The 21,753-nt window shown below is 61.7% G+C and carries 13 protein-coding genes and 1 other RNA gene; 4 read left to right on the plus strand and 10 right to left on the minus strand.

Annotated elements, in window-relative coordinates:
- Both HMPREF9720_RS02585 and ssrA read left to right on the plus strand, forming a co-directional pair.
- Positions 1–1,956, plus strand: a 1,956-nt coding sequence (locus tag HMPREF9720_RS02585) for an ATP-binding protein (protein ID WP_039939664.1), incomplete at its 5' end; no start/stop codon positions are given.
- A 415-nt stretch (positions 1,957–2,371) separates the two neighbouring features.
- Positions 2,372–2,774: a transfer-messenger RNA gene (gene ssrA / locus HMPREF9720_RS14940) on the plus strand.
- A gap of 62 nt (positions 2,775–2,836) precedes the next feature.
- Here the strand turns inward: ssrA and HMPREF9720_RS02590 are convergent.
- Positions 2,837–4,813: an LruC domain-containing protein gene (locus HMPREF9720_RS02590; protein WP_009596640.1), complete on the minus strand. Its 1,977-nt coding sequence runs from the start codon at positions 4,811–4,813 to the stop codon at positions 2,837–2,839.
- A gap of 149 nt (positions 4,814–4,962) precedes the next feature.
- A complete protein-coding gene (locus HMPREF9720_RS02595; RefSeq protein ID WP_009596627.1) occupies positions 4,963–6,828 on the minus strand; it encodes an outer membrane protein assembly factor BamB family protein in 1,866 nt (621 codons plus the stop codon).
- A gap of 83 nt (positions 6,829–6,911) precedes the next feature.
- On the opposite strand from HMPREF9720_RS02595, the gene purT reads away from it, so the two are divergent.
- Positions 6,912–8,087 (plus strand): formate-dependent phosphoribosylglycinamide formyltransferase, encoded by a 1,176-nt coding sequence (gene purT / locus HMPREF9720_RS02600; RefSeq protein WP_009596658.1) that lies wholly within the window; start codon positions 6,912–6,914, stop codon positions 8,085–8,087.
- Positions 8,088–8,101: 14 nt separating this feature from the next.
- Positions 8,102–8,542 (plus strand): peptidylprolyl isomerase, encoded by a 441-nt coding sequence (locus HMPREF9720_RS02605; protein WP_009596647.1) that lies wholly within the window; start codon positions 8,102–8,104, stop codon positions 8,540–8,542.
- A 221-nt stretch (positions 8,543–8,763) separates the two neighbouring features.
- Here the strand turns inward: HMPREF9720_RS02605 and HMPREF9720_RS02610 are convergent, their stop codons facing one another.
- From HMPREF9720_RS02610 to HMPREF9720_RS02645, 8 genes are all read right to left on the minus strand, one after another.
- Positions 8,764–9,585: a GNAT family N-acetyltransferase gene (locus HMPREF9720_RS02610; protein WP_009596649.1), complete on the minus strand. Its 822-nt coding sequence runs from the start codon at positions 9,583–9,585 to the stop codon at positions 8,764–8,766.
- A 218-nt stretch (positions 9,586–9,803) separates the two neighbouring features.
- The gene (locus HMPREF9720_RS02615; protein ID WP_009596654.1) at positions 9,804–10,991 is read right to left on the minus strand and encodes a pyridoxal phosphate-dependent aminotransferase; all 1,188 of its coding nucleotides are present in this window, start codon (positions 10,989–10,991) and stop codon (positions 9,804–9,806) included.
- A 185-nt stretch (positions 10,992–11,176) separates the two neighbouring features.
- Positions 11,177–12,841 carry a putative transporter gene (locus HMPREF9720_RS02620; protein ID WP_009596645.1) on the minus strand — a complete coding sequence of 555 codons (1,665 nt, stop codon included), beginning with the start codon at positions 12,839–12,841 and terminating at the stop codon, positions 11,177–11,179.
- Positions 12,842–12,968: 127 nt separating this feature from the next.
- On the minus strand, positions 12,969–13,667 hold the full coding sequence (locus tag HMPREF9720_RS02625) for an LrgB family protein (RefSeq protein WP_009596643.1): 699 nt from the start codon (positions 13,665–13,667) through the stop codon (positions 12,969–12,971).
- Positions 13,660–14,052: a CidA/LrgA family protein gene (locus tag HMPREF9720_RS02630; protein ID WP_009596636.1), complete on the minus strand. Its 393-nt coding sequence runs from the start codon at positions 14,050–14,052 to the stop codon at positions 13,660–13,662. Before HMPREF9720_RS02630 ends, HMPREF9720_RS02625 begins: the two co-directional genes overlap by 8 nt.
- Positions 14,053–14,527: 475 nt before the next feature.
- The gene (gene feoB / locus HMPREF9720_RS02635) at positions 14,528–17,176 is read right to left on the minus strand and encodes a ferrous iron transport protein B (protein WP_009596657.1); all 2,649 of its coding nucleotides are present in this window, start codon (positions 17,174–17,176) and stop codon (positions 14,528–14,530) included.
- 78 nt (positions 17,177–17,254) lie between these two features.
- Entirely contained in the window at positions 17,255–18,619 is a 1,365-nt protein-coding gene (locus tag HMPREF9720_RS02640; protein WP_009596650.1) for an efflux transporter outer membrane subunit, read from the minus strand.
- Entirely contained in the window at positions 18,616–21,750 is a 3,135-nt protein-coding gene (locus HMPREF9720_RS02645; RefSeq protein ID WP_009596635.1) for an efflux RND transporter permease subunit, read from the minus strand. Before HMPREF9720_RS02645 ends, HMPREF9720_RS02640 begins: the two co-directional genes overlap by 4 nt.
- Between the last annotated feature and the right edge of the window lie 3 nt (positions 21,751–21,753).

Below are 21,753 nucleotides of genomic sequence, written 5' to 3' on the forward strand. Positions count from 1 at the left end.
GTGATCTGTCTCTTTTCCGACACGACCGACGTCCACAACGCCCACGAAGCGCTTTTCAACAGCGAAAAGCTGCTGCGCAACATCTTCGACAACGTGCAGGTGGGCGTCGAGCTGTACGACCGGGAGGGGTATCTGGTGGACCTCAATAACAAGGACCTCGAAATCTTCGGACTCAAGAAGAAGGAGGAGGTGCTGGGCGTCAATTTCTTCCGCAACCCGCTTGTCCCCGGCGAGATCCGCGAGAACGTGCGCAACGGGCAGGAGCAGGCGTTCAAACTCGATTACCATTTCAACAGGCTGGACGGCTACTATTCGTCGGGCAAGAACGGAAACGTGCAGATATATACGACGGTCACCATGCTCTACGACATGTACGGCGAGCTGATCAATTTCGTGGTCATCAATATCGACAACACCGAGATCAACGAAGCCTACAGCCGTCTTGCCGAGTTCGAAAGTTCGTTTTCGCTGGTGAGCCGCTTCGGCAAGGTGGGCTATGCGCGTTTCGACCTGATGACGCGCGACGGTTATGCCGTGCCGCAGTGGTTTCATAATCTGGGAGAGGAAAGCGATACGCCGATGCCGCAGGTGATCGGGGTTTACAACTACGTGGACCCGGAGGACCGCGACGCCATATTCCGGGAAATCAGGCGCGTCAAGGCGGGCGAATCCAACGGATTCACGCTTGACCTGCGGGTTACGCCCAAAGGCGAACCGACGGGATGGACCCGCGTCAATGTGGTGCGCAATCCGCTGAACACCGACCCGTCGAAGATCGAGATGGTATGCGTCAATTTCGACGTCACGGAGCTGAAGCAGACCGAGAAGAACCTGATCGAGGCCAAGAACAAGGCCGAGGTCAGCGACCGGCTCAAATCGGCTTTTCTGGCCAACATGAGCCACGAAATCCGCACGCCCCTGAACGCCATCGTGGGATTTTCGAACCTGCTGGCCGAGACGGACGACATCGGGGAGCGGCGTGAGTACATGCGTGTCGTCGAGGAGAACAACGAGCTGCTGCTCAAACTCATATCCGACATTCTGGACCTTTCGAAGATCGAAGCAGGCACCTTCGAATTCAATTACGGCCGGGTGGACGTCAACCGCATGTGCGAGGAGACGGTGTGCTCGCTCAGTCTCAAGGTCAAGGACAAACCCGTCGAGCTGATCTTCGGGGAGCACGACGCGCAGTGCTGCGTGGTCGGCGACAAGAACCGGCTGATTCAGGTCATCACCAACTTCATCAACAATGCGGTGAAGTTCACTGACGAAGGCTCCATTACGCTGGGGTACCGTACGGAGGGCGGCGAGTTGCTTTTCCATGTCGAAGACACCGGATCGGGCATCTCCGAAGAGCATAGGCAGAGCATCTTCGACCGCTTCGTCAAACTCAACAGCTTCGCGCAGGGCACCGGACTGGGGCTTTCGATCTCGAAGAGCATCGTCGAGCAGATGGGCGGCCGTATCGGCGTCGAATCGGAGGTGGGGCGCGGCTCCCGGTTCTGGTTCACGATTCCGGCCGTGACGTGCGACGCGCCCGAAAAAAAGGGCGCCGCTCCCGCACCGCGTCCGGCGGCGGTGCATGGCGACGGACGGCTGCCGCGCCTGCTCGTGGCCGAGGATACCGACAGCAATTACCTGCTGGTGTCGCTGATGCTGCGCAGGGAGTTCGACATCGTGCGCGCTTCCGACGGCGAAGAGGCCGTGAGGATATGCCGCGAACTCAAACCCGCCGCAATTCTCATGGACGTCAAAATGCCCGGCATGGACGGTCTCGAAGCCACGCGGCGTATCCGCGCCTTCGATCCGTCGGTGCCGATCGTCGCCGTCACGGCGTTCGCCTACGACCGCGACCGGCAGAAGGCGCTCGACGCCGGAGCCAGCGAATACCTGTCTAAACCCCTTAACGGCGAACGGCTGCGGCAGACGCTCCGCGAGCTGCTTTCGGAAGAATAGGACAGCTCCGGAAACAGTGGCCCTGCGGTATGCCGTCCGGCGGGATTCGGGCTGTCATGGGTGTCGTTGCGGCTCTCATACTCTGCTCATGCAGGTGCGCCCGGCCGGAAACGGAAAACGGGCCGTTGCCCGACCGGCTCATAAGCGCATCACGGAGTTTTCCGCAAACAGAGACCTGTCTGCGCCCGGTTCAGCCACCCTTCCCGGCGGCGACTTGTCGCGGTGCAAGGAGACGCTCATGCAGTTGCGCGCAGTTTTTCCTGCCGGGCCGGACAAGTGCGTGAACCGGGACCGGATTCCCCGGCGCAACGCCCTTGGGCGGAGCCGAACAGACGATTTCTCCCGGTGCGGCTGCATTATTCCGAAAATTTGTACTATCTTTGCAATGTTTCCATGAGACTTTGTTTCGCAAAACGGGGGTGCCCGGTTTTGACAGCAGGCAGAGTTTGATTGTAAGCACGCCGAGCGCTGTGTGGCGGCTCGTTAATCCCGATGCTCGATTTACAAATGGCAATAACAGCTATGCACTCGCTGCCTAATTTTCAGAGAAAGTTAGCTTAATCGCCGGGTCCAAGGAGGCTTGGCGACGAGTATCCCGGAGAGTGGTTCCGCTCTTTAACCGCTTTCCATATGGGGTATCATCGATTTAGAGATAGTGCGCCGGACCGTCCCGGCCGGCGTGCGAAATTCAGGGACTGGGACCTCGGTTAGGCGGCCGCCTGCCGGACCGGGGTAGAAGGATCAAGTGGCGGCTAAGCGTGTAGAAAGCTTTCGGGTTCCCTGTTTGGACGCGGGTTCGACTCCCGCCACCTCCACACCGCAACAAAAAATACGACCTGCCGTCACTGCGGCAGGTCGTATTTGTCTGAAGAGCGGAGTATTATTTCTTGTACCAGTCTTTATTCTTTTCGCCGTTCGTAGCGGCCCATTCCGCATAAGCGGGGTAGACCTGATCGATCGGGGACTTTTCATTTGTCTGGTCGAGCAGTTTGGCCACGTCCCCGTCGTTCGCACCCGAAAGGAAGAACGCGAACGGATAATTCTCGGCGCGTACGTAGTAGATGCCTTTTTCGGGAATCGACTTGTCGTCGTTCGTGCCGAAGAACGACATCTCGGCGCGTGCCGTCGGCGCTTCGTAGGGGATATGCACCTCCCAGCGTTTCCCTGCGGTCAGCCCGTCGCGGTCGGTGCGGTAGATAAACGGCTTGATCGTTCCGGCCTGCGCCTCGGCGACCGGCGCGTCGTATTTCGCCGTAATCCGGTAGGTCGCACCCATCGTCTCCTTAACGTCGGGCGTCAGCAGCACGACCTTGCCGTCGCGCTCGAAATCCGCGGCTTCGAACGTCTCGGCGCCGGGCTTGCGGACGCTGAATTCGAGTTTTGCATCCGCCGCAGCTCCCGTAAGGGTCACGGCGAGTCCGTTGGCGTTGCCTGCGAAGTTGGCGAAGGTCTTCAGCATGAACGACTCCTCGAAAACGCCCTTTTCGTTGAATACCTTCTCGTAATCGCTGCGGACCATCACGTCGTTCATGTCGTAGTCGCCGCGGCTGGGCCAGAGGTCCTCGAAGGCATAGATGCCGCGCAGTACGTTGGCCGTCTTCTTGCCGTCGTTGACATCGACCGACGGAATGTCCGTCACGGCGTCCACGGGGTTGGAGGTCATCGTGAATACCACGTCGCTGAAGTTCTCGTCGTTGGTGTGGTCCTCGAACGAGAAGAGCACCGAATTGATGCCGCTTTTCTTGTCCGTATAGCGGAATACGGCCGTGCGCGGCGTCTGATAGGCGACGCCGTTGTTATTGACGCTCAGACCGTCGGAAGTCGCGGCGCGGTACTTTTTGTCTCCGGCTCTCAGCCGGTTGGTCCATGCGTTGGTGGCCAGTACGAAGCCGATGCGGTAATCGGCCGGGAATACGGTCGTAGCTCCGGCCTTGCTGCCGTCGGCGATTTCGGGATAATAGATCAGCTGTACGGCGGTGCCGCGCTCCACGCCCTGATAGAGCCGTGATTCCCACGGCGAGTTGCTCCACCGGCCGTCCTGCGTGTTGGGGAAGATCATCACCACATTGGCGTCGGCGAGCGACTTGGGCTTGTTGCCGGTCTTGTAGTAATAATAACCCATCGAGCTGTTCCAGCAGGTGTTGCTGCCCAGCAGGGTGATGACTACTTCGGCCGATTTTTCGAGATAGAGGTCGCGCGAGGAGCGGTACTCCTTCGGACACTTTTTGGTCGTGTCGAACACGCTTGCGTGCGCCTTGAGGAGCGCTCCGTAATTCTTGACCTTCAGATCGCCGTCGTATTCGTAGCCGATGCTGCCGTAGGTCGTGTCGTAGCTGCCCAGCCATGTCTTCCAACCGTCCCGCTCGACAGCCGTCGAATGATACTCCTTGGCGCGCGTCGATGCGGGGGCTGCGTTGGCAGGTGCTCCCGATTCGGCCGATGCGGTCAGCATATCGCCGCTGCGGGTCGCTTCGAGCAGGGTGCGCGCATAGAAGGCGGGGGTCAATACATAAGCCTTCCGGATATACGCGGGCAGTTCGATCGTCCCTTCGAAACGCCCCTGCCCGTCGGTATAGCCGGCATAGAGCGGCTCGACACCTGCGATTTTGGCATAGGCCGTTTCGGTCTCTTCGACGGGACAAGTGTCGTAGACCTCGAAATAGACGTTGGCCGGCATCCCGGCCATGTCGCCGTAATCGACGGAGAGCGTGACCGGAGCGGTTGTCGTGAAGCCGAATTCATTGAATTCCCCGCCCTTTACGGGCGGTTCGGGCGACGGGGTGGGGGTGTCGTGGGAGCAACCCGTCGCAGCGGCCATCGCCATGGCCGCAATCGTTAGGATAGTGACGCTTTTCATTATCGTTGTTAATTACACCCGCTCTGTTTTGTGTACATTTTGGGCGGAAGTGTATATTGTACCGCAAAAGTATGCAAAAAAAGCGTACGTTGTTCTCCGACGCGCGAAAAATTGCCGGAAATTATTAAAAATAAGATTTGTAGGCCCGTTTATGGTATCCGGAAGACCTTGCCTTCGGCGAAGGTCGTCCACAGGGAGCCGTCGGGAGCCTGCGCGAAATCATTTCCGCCCGAATTGCAGCATTTGACGCTCCACAGCAGCGTGCCGTCTTCGCCTACTGCGGCAACGGTGCCGTGACGGCTCGCGACATAGACCACGCCGTCGCGCACGAATGCCGGGCAGGAGTTGTACTCATACCCCCAGCCGAGGTCCGTGCACCATAGTTCGCGGTACCGCTCCGCCGAGGTGTCTATGGCCGCCAGCTCGCCGTCCATCGTCTTGTAGTAGAACCTCCGTCCGTCGCCGCTCAGTCCGGTCGTTTCGCGCGATTTGCGGCTGTTGTCGCGCCATAGCTGCTTCCCGGTGGCGAGATCCAGACAGGTCACGACGCGGTCCGGGGCGACGATGAAGACCTTGCCGCCGGCGATGCGGGGTACGACATGCCCCGGCGAGAAGAAGAGGCTGCCGCTGCCGTTGTTCCACTTCCAGAGCAGTTCGCCGGTGCCTGCATCGAGACAATAGAGATGGCGGTCCCATGCGCCGAATACGAGCCGTCCGTCGGCCAGCGCCGGACGCCCCTGCGCCTGCCCGCAGCCGTAATCGTGCCGCCACAACAGCCTGCCGCTGCGCAGGTCGATCTTGCCTATGGAACCGGTTCCCAGCCCTATATATAATGCCCCGCCGTCCGTAAGTCCGTCGCCCACGACGGCGCTCTGCGTCGGAAGGTGCCATTTCTCGCGCCCCGTCCGGGCGTCGAAGGCCCATATGCCGCCCGATGCGGCTCCCGCGATCACGAGTCCGTCGGTGCAGAGCGGGGTGGTGTAAAGCCCGTCCGGAAAGACGTGCCGCCACAATTCGCGTCCCTTGCGCGTGTCGTAGGCGCGCAGTACGCCCTGCGAATTGCCGTAACAGAGCACCTCGCCGCAGAATGCCGCTCCCGTCAGCACCATGGCGCTGTCCTGCACGACCAGCCGCATGCGGCCTTCGGCGTCGGGCGCCGGCGGCAGCGGGTCGCAGGGGAGGGCCAATATCTGCGGATCGTCTTTCAGGCAGACCGTATACCGAGTGACCGGGGGCATGCCGAGCGGCTTCTCGCGTATGCGCACCGAGTCGGCGAAAAAGTCGAGCAGCGTATACCCCGGCGCTTCGCCCCTTTTGCCCGCGAGCGCGCGGCCCGGAATCCCCGCAATCCCGTCGAAGTTGCGTAGCTGCAGTTGGTGGTAATGGCCGTACAGCGATGCCGTGACGCCCACGCTTTTCAGCGTCTCGGTCACCTCCTGCCGGTTCGTCAGATCCCCGTTGAGCGGGTAGTGGCAGAGGCTTACGATCCGCTCGCCGGGCCGTGCGGCGGCCGCTTGGCGTTCGAGCCATGCGAGGTCTTCGCCCCGTATCATTCCGTCGGCCATTTTCATATAAGGCCCGCTGGCATAGCCCAGAAAGAGATAACCCTTGGCGCGGGTGGCGACGCATCCCGCATGTCCGAACAGACGGCGGAATGTCGTGCAGCCGCTTTCGGACCACGTCGTTTCGTGGTTGCCCGGCACCGTGAACCACGGCTTGCGGAGCTGCGACATGAGTCCGTGCACATGCGCCAGCTCGCGGTCGCTCCCCATGTTCGTCAGGTCGCCCCCGAAGATGACCAGATCGGCGTCCGAAGCGTTCGCCTCCGCGACGGCGATCCGGAAGAGCGAATCCTGCGCGTTGCCCGGCGTGACGTGTATGTCGGTGAAGAAGACGGTGCGGAGCGTATCGGCGGGCGGGACCTCCCCGGCCGTTTTCGCCGCGGCAGGCTGCGGCGCCAGCGTCAGCAGGGTCAGGCAGATGCAGCCGCATAATTCGATGAACGGGTTTTTCATGGTTTCGGAGCAGTTTTATCATTACAAGGTACGAATTTAGGCCGAAAAAACATATCTTTGCGTCACTAAAAAAACAGAAGTCCATGAAAAAAATAATGCTGCTCGGTTCGGGTGAGCTGGGCAAGGAATTCGTGATCGCGGCGCAGCGGCTGGGACAGACCGTCGTCGCCTGCGACTCTTATGCGGGCGCCCCCGCCATGCAGGTCGCCGACGCATGCGAAGTGTTTCACATGCTCGACGGCGACGCGCTGGCCGCCGCCGTCGGGAAACACCGTCCCGACATCATCGTGCCCGAAATCGAGGCGATCCGCACCGAACGGCTCTACGAGTTCGAAAAGGCGGGCGTGCAGGTCGTGCCGAGCGCCCGCGCCGTCAATTTCACGATGAACCGCAAAGCCATCCGCGACCTTGCGGCCAAGGAGCTGGGGCTGAAGACCGCCCGCTATTTCTACGCGACGTCGTACGACGAGCTGAAGCAAGCCGCCGCGAAGATCGGTTATCCGTGCGTGGTGAAACCCCTGATGTCGTCGTCGGGCAAAGGCCAGTCGCTCGTCAAAGGACCCGAAGAGCTGGAGCACGCTTGGCGCTATGGCTGCGAAGGGTCGCGCGGAGACATCCGCGAGCTGATTATCGAGGAGTTCATCCGCTTCGACAGCGAGATCACGCTGCTCACCGTAACCCAGAAGAACGGCCCGACGCTCTTCTGCCCGCCGATCGGCCATGTGCAGAAGGGCGGGGACTACCGCGAAAGCTTCCAGTCGCCGCACATCGCGCCCGAACATCTGGCCGAAGCGCAGCGCATGGCGGCCGCCGTCACCGAAGCGCTGACCGGCGCCGGGCTGTGGGGCGTGGAGTTCTTCCTGAGCCACGAAAACGGGGTCTACTTCTCCGAACTCTCGCCGCGGCCCCACGATACGGGCATGGTGACGCTGGCCGGCACGCAGAATCTCAATGAATTCGAACTGCACCTGCGGGCCGTGCTGGGGCTGCCGATTCCGGCCGTCACGTTCGAGCGTTTGGGCGCCTCGGCCGTCGTCCTCTCGCCGGTCGCCTGCACCTCGGCGCCGCGTTACGAGGGCATCGACCGCGCACTGGCCGCCGATCCCCGCACCGACGTGCGCATCTTCGGCAAACCCTCGGCCCGCGTGAACCGCCGCATGGGCGTGGTCACGGGCTACGCCCCGCTCGACGGCGATCTGGAGGCCCTGCGCGAACGGGTCAAGGCTGCCGCCGCGGAAATCAAAGTTCTGGAACCTTAATTTTATCGAACGATATGGCACAATACGCAATTATTTCGACCGAGAAAGGCGACATGAAAGCCGAACTCTATACCGACGAGACGCCGGGCACGGTGGCGAACTTCGTAAAACTGGCGGAGAGCCGTTTCTACGACGGACTGACTTTCCACCGGGTGATTCCGGGATTCGTCATTCAGGGCGGCTGCCCCAAAGGCGACGGCACGGGCGGTCCGGGTTACACGATCAAATGCGAAACCTCGGCTCCGCGCCAGTACCACGACCGGGGCGTGCTTTCGATGGCCCATGCGGGACGCGACACGGGCGGCTCGCAGTTCTTCATCTGTCACACCCGCGAAACGACGCAGCATCTCGACGGTCGTCACACCTGCTTCGGCCGCGTCGTCGAAGGGCTGGACGTCATCGACGACATCCGTCCCGGCGACCTGATCCTCTCGGTCCGTATCGTGAACGAGTAGCGCGCCGCTGCAATCGCAGATTATCCCTGAGGTCGCAGAATTCGCCAAAGGCTCTCCGTGCGGAGAGCCTTTTTTCATCGCGGGAAGATCCGTTGCCCGCATGAGGACGCCGCACGGCGGCCTGTCCTCCTCTTTTCCGCATCGTCGGCATCAGCGTGGAGCGGCACGAAGAAAGGCCGCCGCCGGTCTGATGCGGGAACCGGCGATGCGCTGCCGCCGCGTCATATCTTCCGGATCATTTCGAACTGCTTTCCCTGCGGCACGATGTTTTTCGCTTGCAGGAATCCGGTTATCGAGCCGCACGAAACGTCGGTATTTATGATTTTGATGGAGTCGTTCCTGTTCAGCCGGAGCATCTCCCGCAGCAGCAGGCCGGCGATTCCCTTTCTGCGGTACTGCCGCTTCACCGCGATCTGCGCGACGTCGCCCGACGCGGGTTCGAAAACGCAGTAGCCGACGAGTTCCTCTTCGATGAATACGCCCAGACTGACGAAATCTCCGGCGGCTCTTCCTATGGATTCGAAACTGTTCTGCCACGAGGGCGTGAAATCCCAATCTGTCCGTCTCACCGAGTGGGGCAGGCGGGGCGTATCGCCCCGGTCGGCGATTTCCGTGTTCGCCCGGCAGAAATAGTTGAACTCTCGGACCGTCTCGAACCCCAGATTCCGGTAAACGGACACGGCTCTGGTGTTGTGCTGCAACACCTCCAGCAGATACTGTCCGACGCCCGCCCGCCGTAGGTGCGGCATCGAGTGTCTGAAAATCTCCGTGCCCAGTCCCGTGCCCCGGTACTCCTTGAGGGTCCCGGTTCCCGTGTCGTAAGCCGTCGGCACGCCGTTGAAATTGCCGATGCCGTTCAGTGTGAAAGCCGCGATCTGCGCACCGTCGAATGCGGCGAACGACAGGGCGGGATCGAAACCGCGCCGTGTCAGCATGGCCCGCAGCTGTTCCGCGTTCAGCTGCACCTCGTAGTCGGCGAACGCCCGGCCGAAAGCCCTGAACAGCGTGTCGAAGTCTGTCTTTTCCAGTGATTTTATCTCCATATGCGTCGGTTTCGGCGGAAAAATGGCCGCCCGGCAAGACTGCGACCGCTCTGTTTCAAAGATAGTGATTTTTACCGATCTCCGCTTCCCGAATTCCGCTTTTTCACCGCGGCTCCGGTCCGTGCGACGGCCGACAACCACGGCAAAAAAAGAGACCGTCTCAAAACGCTGAGACAGTCTCTTTGTCATTCGGTTCTTTGGACCGTATCGCCGCCGGATTATTTTCCGAACTTGGCCTTGATGTTTTCCGTCGCTTTCTTCAGCAGCTCCTCTGGGCAGCAGAGCGTGATGCGGATGTAACGCTTGCCCTCCGAGCCGAAGATGCCGCCCGGAGTCAGGAACACGTCGCACTTGTCCATCACCTCGTCCGAGAATGCGAAGCTGTCGCCCTCGTACGACTCCGGCAGTTCGGCCCATACGAACAGTCCCGCCTGATGCTCGCGGTATTTGCATCCCAGCGCGTCGAGCAGCGCGTACGCCTGCTTCTCACGGCCGTAGTAGATGTCGTTCAGCTCCTTGAACCACTCCTCGCCCAGCGCCAGCGCCGTGTCGGCCGCAGCCTGAATGGGGTAGAACATACCCGAATCCATGTTCGACTTGAACGTGAGGATCGAGTCGATCCACTCCTTCTTGCCTACGACCACGCCCACGCGCCAGCCGGCCATCGAATGGCCTTTCGACAGCGAGTTCATCTCCAGCGCCACGTCGCGCGCGCCTTCGGCCTCCATGATCGAGATCGGAGCCGCCGCGTTGCGGATGAAGCTGTAGGGGTTGTCGTGCACGATCAGTATGTTGTGCTTGGCGCCGAAATCCACGATCTGCTGGAACAGCTCCATGGTCGGGGTCTGTCCCGTCGGCATGTTGGGGTAGTTTATCAGCATCATCTTCACACCGTCCAGCCCGGCCTTCTCGATCGCCGCGAAATCGGGGCGGAAATTCGTCTCCTTGTTGAGCGCATAGGTCACCATCTCGCCGCCGGCCAGACGCACGGCCGCCGAGTAGGTGGGGTAGCCGGGGTTGGGCACCAGCACCTTGTCGCCCTTATTGAGGAACGTCATGCAGATGTGCATGATACCCTCCTTCGAACCGATCAGGGGCAGCACCTCCGAATTGTAGTCCAGCTCGGTGCGGTACCATTTCTTGTACCAGTCTGCAAAAGCTTTGCGCAGGATCGGCTCTCCCTTGTAGGACATGTATTTGTGCACGTCGGGACGCTGCGCCTCTTTGGCGAGACGGTCGATGACCGACTGGTGCGGGGGCAGGTCGGGGCTGCCCATAGCGAGTTTCACGATCTGACGGCCCGTTGCCGCTTCGATTTCGGCGATCTCGCGCAGACGGCGCGAAAAATAGTACTCTCCGATGCCGTCCAACCGATGGGAACGGGCGATGTTGACTGCTTTTGCCATAGTGTAATCAGGTGTTTGGATTTGCTGTTTGCAAAGATAGGTATTCCTATTAAAAATTAAAAGCCATCGTTGAATTTTATCTCCCTTCGGACTCTCTCCGCCGCTTCGTTTCCCGCTCAGACATGCTTCGGGGCGGCATGTCGGGCGGGTAACAGTTCGTAACATTTTTTACGAACCGTCCCCTTTTACAGCGCGAAGAGGATGAATATCTGCGCCGTCAGCACGCGCAGGAACATCACTACGGGATAGACCGTCGAATAACCCACGGCCGGCATGTCGTTGCCCGCCGTGGCGTTGGCGTAGGCCAGCGCCGGGGGATCGGTCGTCGATCCGGCGATAAGTCCCATCAGCGTGTAGTAGTTCATCTTGAGCCACAGCCGCGCTACCAGCGCGACGATTATCAGCGGCAGGACGGTGATGATGACGCCGTATCCGATCCAGCGGTAACCGCCGTCGACGATGGCGTCGATGAATCCGTCGCCCGCGCCGATGCCCACCGCCGCGAGGAACAGCGCGATGCCGATTTCGCGCAGCATCAGGTTGGCGCTCATCGTGGTGTAGGTGACCAGATGGAAATGCGTACCGAAGCGTCCGATCAGGATGGCCACGATCAGCGGGCCTCCGGCCAGTCCGAGCTTCACGGGCTGGGGCACGTTGAGCAGCGGAATCGACCCCAGCAGCACACCTAAAGCGATACCTACGAAGATCGTCACCAAATTAGGCTGGTTCAGCTTCTTGAGCGAGTTGCCCAATACGTCGGCCACCTGCGCCACGGCCTTCGCGGGTCCCACGACCATCACGCGGTCGCCGACCTGCAGTTCCAAGCCCTGATAGGGGATCAGATCGACGCCCGCGCGGTTTACGCGCGTGATGGTGATGCCGTATTTCGTGCGCAGGCGCAGGTCGGAGAATTTCTTGCCGTTGAGCGACGATTTCGTGATCAGGATGCGGCGCGACACCAGCTCGGCGTTGGGCGTATTGTTGCCCCACTGCTCGTCGGTCATCTCCACGCGGCGGCCGAAGAAGGCCACGATCGCCTCGATGTCCTCGGCCTGCGAGATCACCCACAGCCGGTCGCCGAGGTGTATCACGCTATCCGCATCGGCCATCGAGATCGTTCCGTCGGGACGCAGGATGCGCGATATGACGAACTGACGGTTGATCAGGTCGCGGACATAGGCCACCGTGCGGCCGTCGAGCGTCTTGTTGGTGAATTCGACCGACACCTTGTCGGCGAGCTTGTGCTCCCGGCTCAGCGCCGCCAGCCCCTCGTCCTCCTTTTCGAACTTCACGCGCAGGGCGTAGCGGATGAAGATCATCGTGAATATGATGCCCACGACGCCGAGCGGATAGGCCACGGCGTAACCCAGCGCGATCGTGGGGTCTTCGATCCCCGACGCATCGGCGTAAGCCTGCTGCGCGGCGCCCAGTCCGGGGGTGTTGGTCACGGCGCCCGAAAGGATGCCGACCATCGTCGGAATCGGCGTGCCGGTCACCAGATGGACGACATAGGCCGTCGCCACGCCCAGCAATACGATCGCCACGGCGCACATGACCAGCGTCATGCCGCCGTGTTTGAACGATGCGAAAAATCCCGGTCCGACCTGCAGACCGATCGAGAAGACGAACAGAATCAGCCCGAATTCCTGCACGAAATGCCTGACCTCGCCGTCCACCGTCATTCCGAAATGACTCAGGACGATGCCCACGAACAGAATCCACGTGATTCCGAGCGAGACGCCGCCAATTTTGACTTTTCCGAGCAGAATGCCGATGGTGATGACCAACGCGAAGGTCAGCACGGCATGGGCGATGCCGTTGCCGAAGAACAAGGTGTGTAACCACTCCATATTAACCTACTTTTGTACGAATTGCCAGTAATTGTGCAAAAGTAGTATTTATTATAGAATTTAAAAAACTTTGATGCGACTTTTATGGTGCCGATATACGTCCGTCCGTCCGCCGCAGGGGTTGCGGCTAATACAGATACCGCTCCATCAGCGGCATGAGCAGCGCCGTCGCCAGCCCCATCAGGGCCATGGCCAGCCCGCTCAGAGCGCCCTCCACGGCGCCTATCTCGATGGCGCGCGCCGTTCCGATGCCGTGTGCGGCGGCTCCCAGCGCAAATCCCCGCGCTTCGGCGTCCCGCACCCCGCAGCGGCGCAGAATCCACTCGCCGAAGATGCTGCCGAAGATTCCGACGCAGAAGACCACGACCGACGTGATCGGCACGATGCCGCCCAGCGGTCCCGACACGGAGACGGCGATCGGCACGGTGACCGATTTGGGGGCTATCGAGGTGAGGATTTCGCGCCCTGCGCCGAACGCCATGGCGATATAGACGACGCTCAGCACGCCCGTCACGCATCCCGCGAGGGTTGCGACGCCCACCGGCAGCAGACTGCCGCGCAGCTGTTCCATCTGTTCGTAAAGCAGGTATCCCAACGCCACGACCGACATGCCCAGCGCGAAATCGAGCGCCGAAGTCGCCTGCTTGTAGCGGGGATAGTCGATGCCCGCCGCGCTGAGGAAGACGATCACCGCGACGAACGTCAGCAGTACGGGATGCAGCAGCGGCACCCGCAGCCGTCGGTAGACGGCGCAGCCCAAGCAGTAGAGTCCTACGGTGAGCGTCAGCAGGAAGAGATCCGAGGAGAGGAATGCCTTGTCAATCATGGTCGGGAGTGTTTGGAGCGGTTTCGCGCAGATGCCGGATGCGCCGCAGGCGCGAACGGCGGTTCAGGCTTTGGAAGGTCTGCCCCGTGACGAGCAGGACGACGATCGTCGAGACGATGCCCGAAATCACGATCGCCCACAGATTGTCGAGAATCACCCGGTAGGAGTCCATCAGCCCCACGCCGTAGGGGACGAAGAAGAGCGCCATGGCTCCCAGCAGGAATTTCGCCGCCGGACGCACGGTCTCGGCTTTGACCCAACGCATGCAGAGCGCCGCGAAAAGCAGGATCATGCCGATGATGTTACCTGACACATAACCTCCGGTCAGGATGCTCAATGCGTTGCCGATCAGCCAGAAAAGGAGTATGTAAAAGAGTCCGAGCATAATTTCTGCACATGTTCGCCTGCAAAGGCATAAAGGCCGTGTACAGCGGCAAAATTAGTCGTCTGTGCACAAGCGGCCTGTTTCGGCGAAATTTATCTGCCGCAAAGATAGCGTTTTTGGCCGTATGTTGTACCTGCAGGACCCGATTTGTGAGCGGTCACGGTCTCCTGTCGCTTCGTCTGCGTCCCGGAGGATGTCGCGCGCAGATGCGGCGAGCCGAAATCGTCCATCGCATATTGATTTGCAGTTGCCGGGCGGCAAAACGCCACGCCGGCGCATCCTCCCGCGATCAGACGGGGTGCAGGGGCTTCGCCGTTTATCGTTGCGCCGCACCGCTTTGAGCGGACACTGCGCACTGGCGCACGACGCGCATCCGCCGCGCCTGCGCCCCCGGAAGAAGCACCGGAGCCGCCGTGCGAGCAACACCGCGACCGCCGCTCCGATCGCCCATACCGTATAATCCTGCCATCCCATATCAGAGCCACATGACCAAATGATAGACGGCCCATGCCGCCAGCCATGCCAGCAGGGTGTTGTATGCCACGCTGGCGACGGCCCATCGCCAGCCCGCCTCCGAGCCGATGGCCGCGACCGTGGCGATGCAGGGGAAGTAGAGCAGGATGAATACGAGGAACGCCAGCGCCGAGGCGTGGGTGAAATCGCCGCTCGCCGTCAGACGTCGCGCGAGATTCGCCGTCTCTTCGTCTCCGTCCGCCGCGGCATCTTCGGCCGCCGTTCCCGGATTTAGGCCCGGCCGGCCGTCGGCCGTCTTCGCTATGTAGATGGCCGTCGGGCCGTCCGCGCCGCCGATCACGGCGACCTTGCCGTTTGGCAAATCGTTGATCGACAGCTTCGCGGTGTCCGCCATCTCACCCGATTCGGCAACTATTTCGATCGTCCCGGAAGGCTGCGCCGCCGCAGGAGCCCCTTCGGAGTAGAGTACGCCGAGCGTACTGACGATGATCTCCTTGGCCGGGACGCCCGACAACAGGGCCACGCCCGCTTTCCAGTTCAGCCCCAGCGGACTGAACACCGGCTCGCAGGTGCGTCCGAGACGTCCGAGGTAGGAGTTTTCGTAATGTTCGGGCGTATTTCCGGCGTCGGTGCGGGGGTAGTAGCTCAGGAACCATACGACCACCGACGCGACCAGAATCATGCCGCCCATCTTGCGCAGATATTGCGCGCACTTGTCCCACATATGCCTGAGCGTCGTTTTCCATGTCGGCAGGCGGTAGGGCGGCAGCTCCATGACGAACGGCGTTTCGTCCACCGGGAACATGAACCGCCGCATCAGCCGCGCCGTGAAGACGGCCAGCACGACGCCCAGCACATAGAGTCCGATCATCACCAGCCCGGCATTCTCGGCAAAGAAGGTGCCGGCCAGAAGCAGGTAGATCGGAATTCGCGCGCTGCATGACATAAACGGTGTAATCAGTATGGTAATCAGCCGGCTGCTTCGGCTCTCAATCGTCCGGCAGGCCATGATCGCCGGGACGTTGCAGCCGAAGCCCATGATGAGCGGAATGAACGATTTGCCGTGCAGGCCGATGCGGTGCATCACGCGGTCCATGATAAAGGCCGCGCGGGCCAAGTAGCCCGAATCCTCCATGAACGAGATGAACAGGTAGAGGATCATGATGTTGGGCAGGAAGACGATCACGGCGCCCACGCCGCCCACGATGCCGTCCACCAGCAGGTCGCGCAGCGGTCCGGCGGGCATCATGTAGTCGATCGCGCCGCCGATCCAGCCCACCAGCGCGTCGATCCACTCCTGCGGATAGGCGCCCAGACTGAACGTGCACCAGAACATGAACCACATCAGGAAGAAGAAGATCGGGAATCCCCACAGTTTATGCGTCACGAAGGTGTCGATCAGCGCCGTGGTCGAAGCCTCCTCGCGCTTGCCCGGAGTGAAGGTCTCCCTGAGCGCGCCCTGTATGAATCCGTATTTCTGGTTGGCGACCGCCGTTTCGACGTCTTCGCCCAGCGCTTCGCTGATGCGCTTGGCTTCCAGATCGCGGATCGCGGCCCATTCGGGCCAGCGGCTGCAGCCGCGCAGCTGCTCCTCGACCTGCCGGTCGCCTTCGAGCATCTTCATCGCATAGTAGCGGGGCGGGAAGGCTTTGGGCAGCTCGCCGCGGAAAGCGTTCATCTCGCCGTTCAGGCGGCGCAGTCCCTCTTCGATGACGGACCCCATGTTGATATGGATGTGGCGCACGCGCTCGTCCTGATTCTCGTATACCGCGATCACCGTGTCGAGCAGCTGCTCGATGCCCTTGCCGTTGCGCGCCTCGACGGGCACCATCGGCACGCCGAGCATGCGGCCCAAGTTGTCGTAATCCAGCTCTGCACCGCTTGAGTTAAGCTCATCGAACATGTTGAGCGCCACAACCATGCGCGGGTTTATGTCGATCAGCTCCGTAGTCAGGTACAGGTTGCGTTCGAGGTTCGACGCCACCACCGAGTTGATAATCACGTCGGGAGTCCTCTCGGCGATGTGGCTGCGCACGTAACGCTCTTCGGGCGTGTAGGCCGAAAGGGCGTAGGTGCCCGGCAGGTCGGTCACTTCGAAACGGTAGCCGCGGTAGTGGCGGTGCCCGATCTTGGCGCCGACCGTCACGCCGCTGTAGTTGCCGACGTGTTCGTGACCGCCCGAAATGGCGTTGAAAAGCGAGGTCTTGCCGCTGTTGGGGTTGCCCACCAGTGCCACGCCGATCGTGCGGCTGTGACGGTTGATGACTTCGTCGATCGTCGCGCAGCCGTCATCCGGACCGGGCGTCTCGGCCGTCGGGTATTCCGGTTCCGCGGGCTGTCCGTCGGCGCCGCATCCGCAGTGCCGGCGGTGGTGTTCGTGGTGGTGATGGCGCGAGCCGCCCCCGGCGAGGTATTCGCTGGCTTCGCTGTCTGAGAGCACGACCACCATGTCGGCTTCGCTGCGGCGCAGCGAGATGTCGTAGCCCATGATCTTGTATTCGATGGGGTCTTTCAGCGGGGCGTTGAGAATCACTTCGACCCGCTGTCCGCGGACGAAACCCATCTCCATGATGCGGCGGCGGAAACCGCCGTGTCCCGTCACTTTGAGTATCGTGGCCGATTCCCCGGTCTTAAGTTCGGATAGACGCATTGTCGCTCTTTGGTTTTTGGCTCCAAAGATACGATTTTACGCCGAGATGTGCAATCCCCATTTGTGGGTATATTCGTCTCACCACCCGCCGCCCAACGCCTTGCAGAGATTGACGTAGTTGATATATTGCTGCGCCACCAGATTGACGAACTCCATCTGCGACTGATAGAGACTGCGCTGGGCGTCGATCACGTCGAGGTAGTCGGACAGGCCGCTGCGGTAGAGCGCCTGCGTCATCGCGGCGATGCGGTCGTTGGCGAGAACCAGCTCGCCGTAGCGTTCGGTCTGCCTGCGGTAGGTGGCGATGGCCACCAGCGCCTGCTCGACGTCGGAAAAGGCCGTCAGCACGGTCTGCTCGTAGGTCAGCGCCGACTGCGTGTAACGTTCCATGGCGGCCTGTTCCGCGCGGCGAAGTCTGCCGAAATTGAAGACGGGGAGTGTCAGCGAGCCTAACGCATCCCACGCCCAAGGGTTGGCCGAAGTTAAACCTTTGATCGAATTGGATGCGATTCCGCCTTTGGCCGTCAGAGCAATGGACGGGAACCGGTTGCCGCGTGCGATGCCCACTTCGGCGGCTGCGGCGAGCATATCGTAACGCGCCTGCATGATGTCGGGCCGCCGTTCGAGCAGCTCCGAGGGCAGTCCGACGGGAATGTCCGCCGGACGGTAATCGGTCAGCAGGCGCAGTCCAGCCCCCGCGCTGTCCGTTCGCCGCGGCGTTTCGCCCAGCAGGATGTCGAGTGACAGCCGCGTCTGCGCCACGGCCCGTCGGTACTGCGGAATGTCCGCTTCGGCGGTGTAGACCAGACTCCGGGCCTGCTCCAGCGCCACGCCGTCCGACATGCCGTAGCGGAACATCGAGTCGATCAGGGCCGCCGATTCGCGCCGCAGGGCGCAGCTCTGCCGGGCGATCGCCAGATCGCGTTCGTATTCGAGCAGGGTGAAATAGGTCGTGGCGACTTCGGCCGCCAGCGCCAGCCGCACGCCCCGCAGCGCCCACTCCGACGAGGCTATCTGGGCTTTTGCGGCGCGTTTGGCGTTGCGCAGCTGCCCGAAGAGCGCCACCTCCCACGAGAGCGACGGCTCGACGGCGTACGACTGCACGATCTTCGTGGCGGGCGTATATTCGCCTTCGGCCGTGACGCCCAGCCCGACCTGCGGCAGGTACTGCGCCCGCACGCTCTTGAGGTTCAGCCGCGCTTCCTCCACGCGCGAGGCCGCCACGGCCACGTCGCGGTTGTTGTCCAGCGCCCGTGCGACGAGGTTGTTGAGCACCGTATCGCCGAACAGCGTCCACCATTCGGGGCCGAAGCGGGTCGTGTCCTCCGAGAATCCCCGCCCGTAGATGTAATCGTCGGGCACGGAAACGCGCGGCGGGTAGAAGCGCGGCGTGCAGGCCGCCGTAAATGCTGCAAAAATGATTATGAGGTATCCGGCTTTCATGACTGTTCCTGTTTTTTGCGTTCGCGGCGGCGTTCGAAACCGCCGATGCGTCCCACGAAATAGTAGAGCGCGGGGTAGACGAAGATGCCCAGCAGCGTGGCGAACAGCATGCCGCCCACGAGCGCGACGCCCATGATGTTGCGCGCCGTGGCGTATACGCCGCTGGCGAAGATCAGCGGCATGACGCCGAGGATGAAGGCGAAGGCGGTCATGATGATCGGACGTACGCGCAGTTTGGCGGCCCCGATCGCGGCGTCCATGAGCGAGGCGCCCTGCTCGTTGAAGAGCCTGTCGGCGTACTCCACGACCAGAATGGCGTTTTTGGCCGCCAGCCCGATCAGCATCACCAGCGAAATCTGCATGTATATGTCATTGACGTAGAGGGCGTTGAGCAGGTGTGAGACGCCGATGAAGAGCACGGCGCCCAGCACCGCCACGGGAACGCTCATCAGAATCGCCAGCGGCAGCCCCCACGATTCGTACAGGGCCGCCAGCGCGAGGAACACGAAGACCAGCGCCAGCAGGTAGACCAGCCCTCCGGTCTTCGAAGCGTTGGCTTCCTGAAAGGAGGTGCCGCTCCATGCCGTGCCGACGTCGTCGGGCAGTACCTGCGCGGCCGTGCGGGTGATGTCCTGCATGACGGTCGTCGTCGAGGTGCGGGCCGCGGGGGTGACCGTAAGCCCGATCGAACGGTAGAGGTTGAACTGCGAGACGTATTCGACGCCCACGGTATCCACGACCTCGACCAGCGACGAGACGGGGACGCTTTCGCCCGACGAGGAGGCGACGTAATAGCTGTCGAGCGAGCGTTTGTCCATGCGGTAGGCGGGGGCGGCCTGAATGTAGGTCTGGTAAAGTTTGCCGAAACGCGAGAAGTTGTTGACGTAGGCGCCGCCCAGCAGGGTCGTCAGGTCGCCGTAAAGTACGCCCAAGTCCACGCCCGAAGCCAGCGCCTGCTCCTTGTCGATGCGCAGCCGCCGCTGGGGGACGCCCGCGTTGAACTGCGTGGTCACCGACGCGACGGAGGGCAGCTTGCGCAACGAGTCCATCAGCCGTTCGCTCTGCTCCAGCAGGTAGGCCGTGCCGCGCCCTTCGAGGTCCTGCACCTCGACCGAAACGCCCGACGTGATGCCCAGACCGGGGATCGACGGCGGGATGAAGGCGAAGCACTCGGCGCCCGGAACCGCCATGTAAAGCTCGTCGGTGAGTTTCTGGGCGATCTCCATGGCCGTCAGTTTGCGGTCGGAATAACCGACCAGCGACACGAAGATGATGCCGCTGTCGGTCGAAGCGATGCCCGCCATCATGTTGAATCCCGCGGCGAACGAGGTCGAAGCGACTTCGGGCAGCGTGCGGATCACTTCGTCGGCCCGGATCATGGCCTTCTGTGTCACCTGCAGCGACGAGGCTTCGGGAGTCGAAACCATCACCATCACGTATCCCTGATCCTCTTCGGGCAGGAATCCGGCGGGCAGTTTGCGCCACACGAGGAAGATGACGGCCAGTACCGCGGCGATAAATACGCCCGTGCGGGCCACGTGGCGGATCAGCGTCGGCGTGAAGGCCGTGTATTTGTCCATCCGCCGGGCGAACCAGCGGTTGAAAGCGGCGAAGAATCCCTTCTTGGGCGGTTCGCGGCGGCGCAGGAGCAGGGCGCACAAGGCCGGGGAGAGCGTCAGGGCGTTGAAGGCCGAGATCACGACCGACACGGCGATCGTCACCGAGAACTGCTGGAACAGCCGCCCCGTGATGCCGCCCGTAAACGATACGGGGATGAATACGGCCAGCAGGACGACGGTCGTGGCGACGATGGGCGAAGCCACGTTCTTCATGGCTTCGAGCGCCGCGGCGCGGGGTTTCATCCCGTTGGCGATATTGACCTGCGCGGCCTCCACGACCACGATGGCGTCGTCCACCACCAGACCGATCGCCAGCACCAGTCCCAGCAGCGAAATGATGTTGATCGAGAACCCCAGCAGCGGAAAGAGCGCGAAGGCGCCGACCAGCGACACGGGGATGGCGACCAGCGGAATGACCGTGGCGCGCCAGTCCTGAATGAAGAGGTAGATAATGCAGATCACCAGCACGAGGGCTATGATGAGCGTGGTGAAGATGTCGCTGATGCCGGCGTCGATGCTGGTCGTGGTGTCCACGACCGTCGATGTCGTGATGCCGTCGGGCAGGCGTTCGCCGAGCCGCGCCATTTCGGCCTTGACCTTGTCGCCTACGGCCACGGCGTTGCTGCCCGGCTCCTGATAAATGACGATAAGGGCCGTAGGCTTGCCCTCGAAGAGCGAGCTTACGCCGTAACTCTGGCTTCCGAGCGATACGTCGGCCACGTCGCGCAGGCGGATCTGTTCGCCCTCAGAGGTGGTCACGACGACGATGTCGCCGAACTGCTCGGCCGTGGTGATCTGCGGGGGCATGGTCACCGTATAGGTATAGGAGGTGCCGTCGGGCGCTGGTTCGGCTCCGAACTGTCCGGCAGGGTAGATGCCGCCCTGATTTTCGATGGCGGCGGTGACGGCCGAAACCGGGATGTCGTAGTATTTCAGCACGTCGGGCCGGAGCCATACGCGCATGGCGTACTCTCCGGCGCCCATGATCGAGACCTTGCCCACGCCGTTGATCTTCAGCAGTTCGTTCTGAAGGTTGATGTAGGCATAATTCGAGAGGAATTCGTCGTCGTAGCGTCCGTCGCTGTGCAGCGAGAAGACCAGCAGGAAACCCGTCATGGTCTTGCGCGTGGTGACGCCCTGCTTGGTCACCGTCGCCGGAAGCTGGGCTGCGGCCGAGGATACGTTGTTCTGGGTGAAGATGGCGTCGAGGTCGGGATCGGACCCGATGTCGAAGGTCACCTGCATGACCATTGAACCGTCGTTGGCGCTCGTGGTCTGCAGGTAGAGCATGTCGCTGACGCCCATGACGCTCTGCGCCACGGGCGTGGCCACGGCGTTATTGACCGTCTCGGCGTCGGCGCCGTCGTAGGTCGCCGAGACCTCGACCACCGGAGGCGTGATGTCGGGATACTGCTCGATCGGCAGGTTCAGGATCGAGATCAGCCCCACGAGTACGATGACGATGGCCAGCGAGATGGCGAAAATCGGACGTGAAATGAAGAATTTCTCCATGAC

This window comes from Alistipes sp. HGB5 (assembly GCF_000183485.2).
Lineage (GTDB): Bacteria > Bacteroidota > Bacteroidia > Bacteroidales > Rikenellaceae > Alistipes > Alistipes finegoldii.

What these genes read in the sequence shown, in the direction of transcription:
- HMPREF9720_RS02610 (WP_009596649.1), bottom strand. Translation starts at nt 9,585, where the DNA reads ATGGAGATAAAATCACTGGAAAAGACAGACTTCGACACGCTGTTCAGG.
- HMPREF9720_RS02605 (WP_009596647.1), top strand. Translation starts at nt 8,102, where the DNA reads ATGGCACAATACGCAATTATTTCGACCGAGAAAGGCGACATGAAAGCC.
- HMPREF9720_RS02620 (WP_009596645.1), bottom strand. Translation starts at nt 12,841, where the DNA reads ATGGAGTGGTTACACACCTTGTTCTTCGGCAACGGCATCGCCCATGCC.
- HMPREF9720_RS02645 (WP_009596635.1), bottom strand. Translation starts at nt 21,750, where the DNA reads ATGGAGAAATTCTTCATTTCACGTCCGATTTTCGCCATCTCGCTGGCC.
- HMPREF9720_RS02615 (WP_009596654.1), bottom strand. Translation starts at nt 10,991, where the DNA reads ATGGCAAAAGCAGTCAACATCGCCCGTTCCCATCGGTTGGACGGCATC.
- HMPREF9720_RS02630 (WP_009596636.1), bottom strand. Translation starts at nt 14,052, where the DNA reads ATGCTCGGACTCTTTTACATACTCCTTTTCTGGCTGATCGGCAACGCA.
- HMPREF9720_RS02590 (WP_009596640.1), bottom strand. Translation starts at nt 4,813, where the DNA reads ATGAAAAGCGTCACTATCCTAACGATTGCGGCCATGGCGATGGCCGCT.
- feoB (WP_009596657.1), bottom strand. Translation starts at nt 17,176, where the DNA reads ATGCGTCTATCCGAACTTAAGACCGGGGAATCGGCCACGATACTCAAA.
- HMPREF9720_RS02640 (WP_009596650.1), bottom strand. Translation starts at nt 18,619, where the DNA reads ATGAAAGCCGGATACCTCATAATCATTTTTGCAGCATTTACGGCGGCC.
- purT (WP_009596658.1), top strand. Translation starts at nt 6,912, where the DNA reads ATGAAAAAAATAATGCTGCTCGGTTCGGGTGAGCTGGGCAAGGAATTC.
- HMPREF9720_RS02595 (WP_009596627.1), bottom strand. Translation starts at nt 6,828, where the DNA reads ATGAAAAACCCGTTCATCGAATTATGCGGCTGCATCTGCCTGACCCTG.
- HMPREF9720_RS02625 (WP_009596643.1), bottom strand. Translation starts at nt 13,667, where the DNA reads ATGATTGACAAGGCATTCCTCTCCTCGGATCTCTTCCTGCTGACGCTC.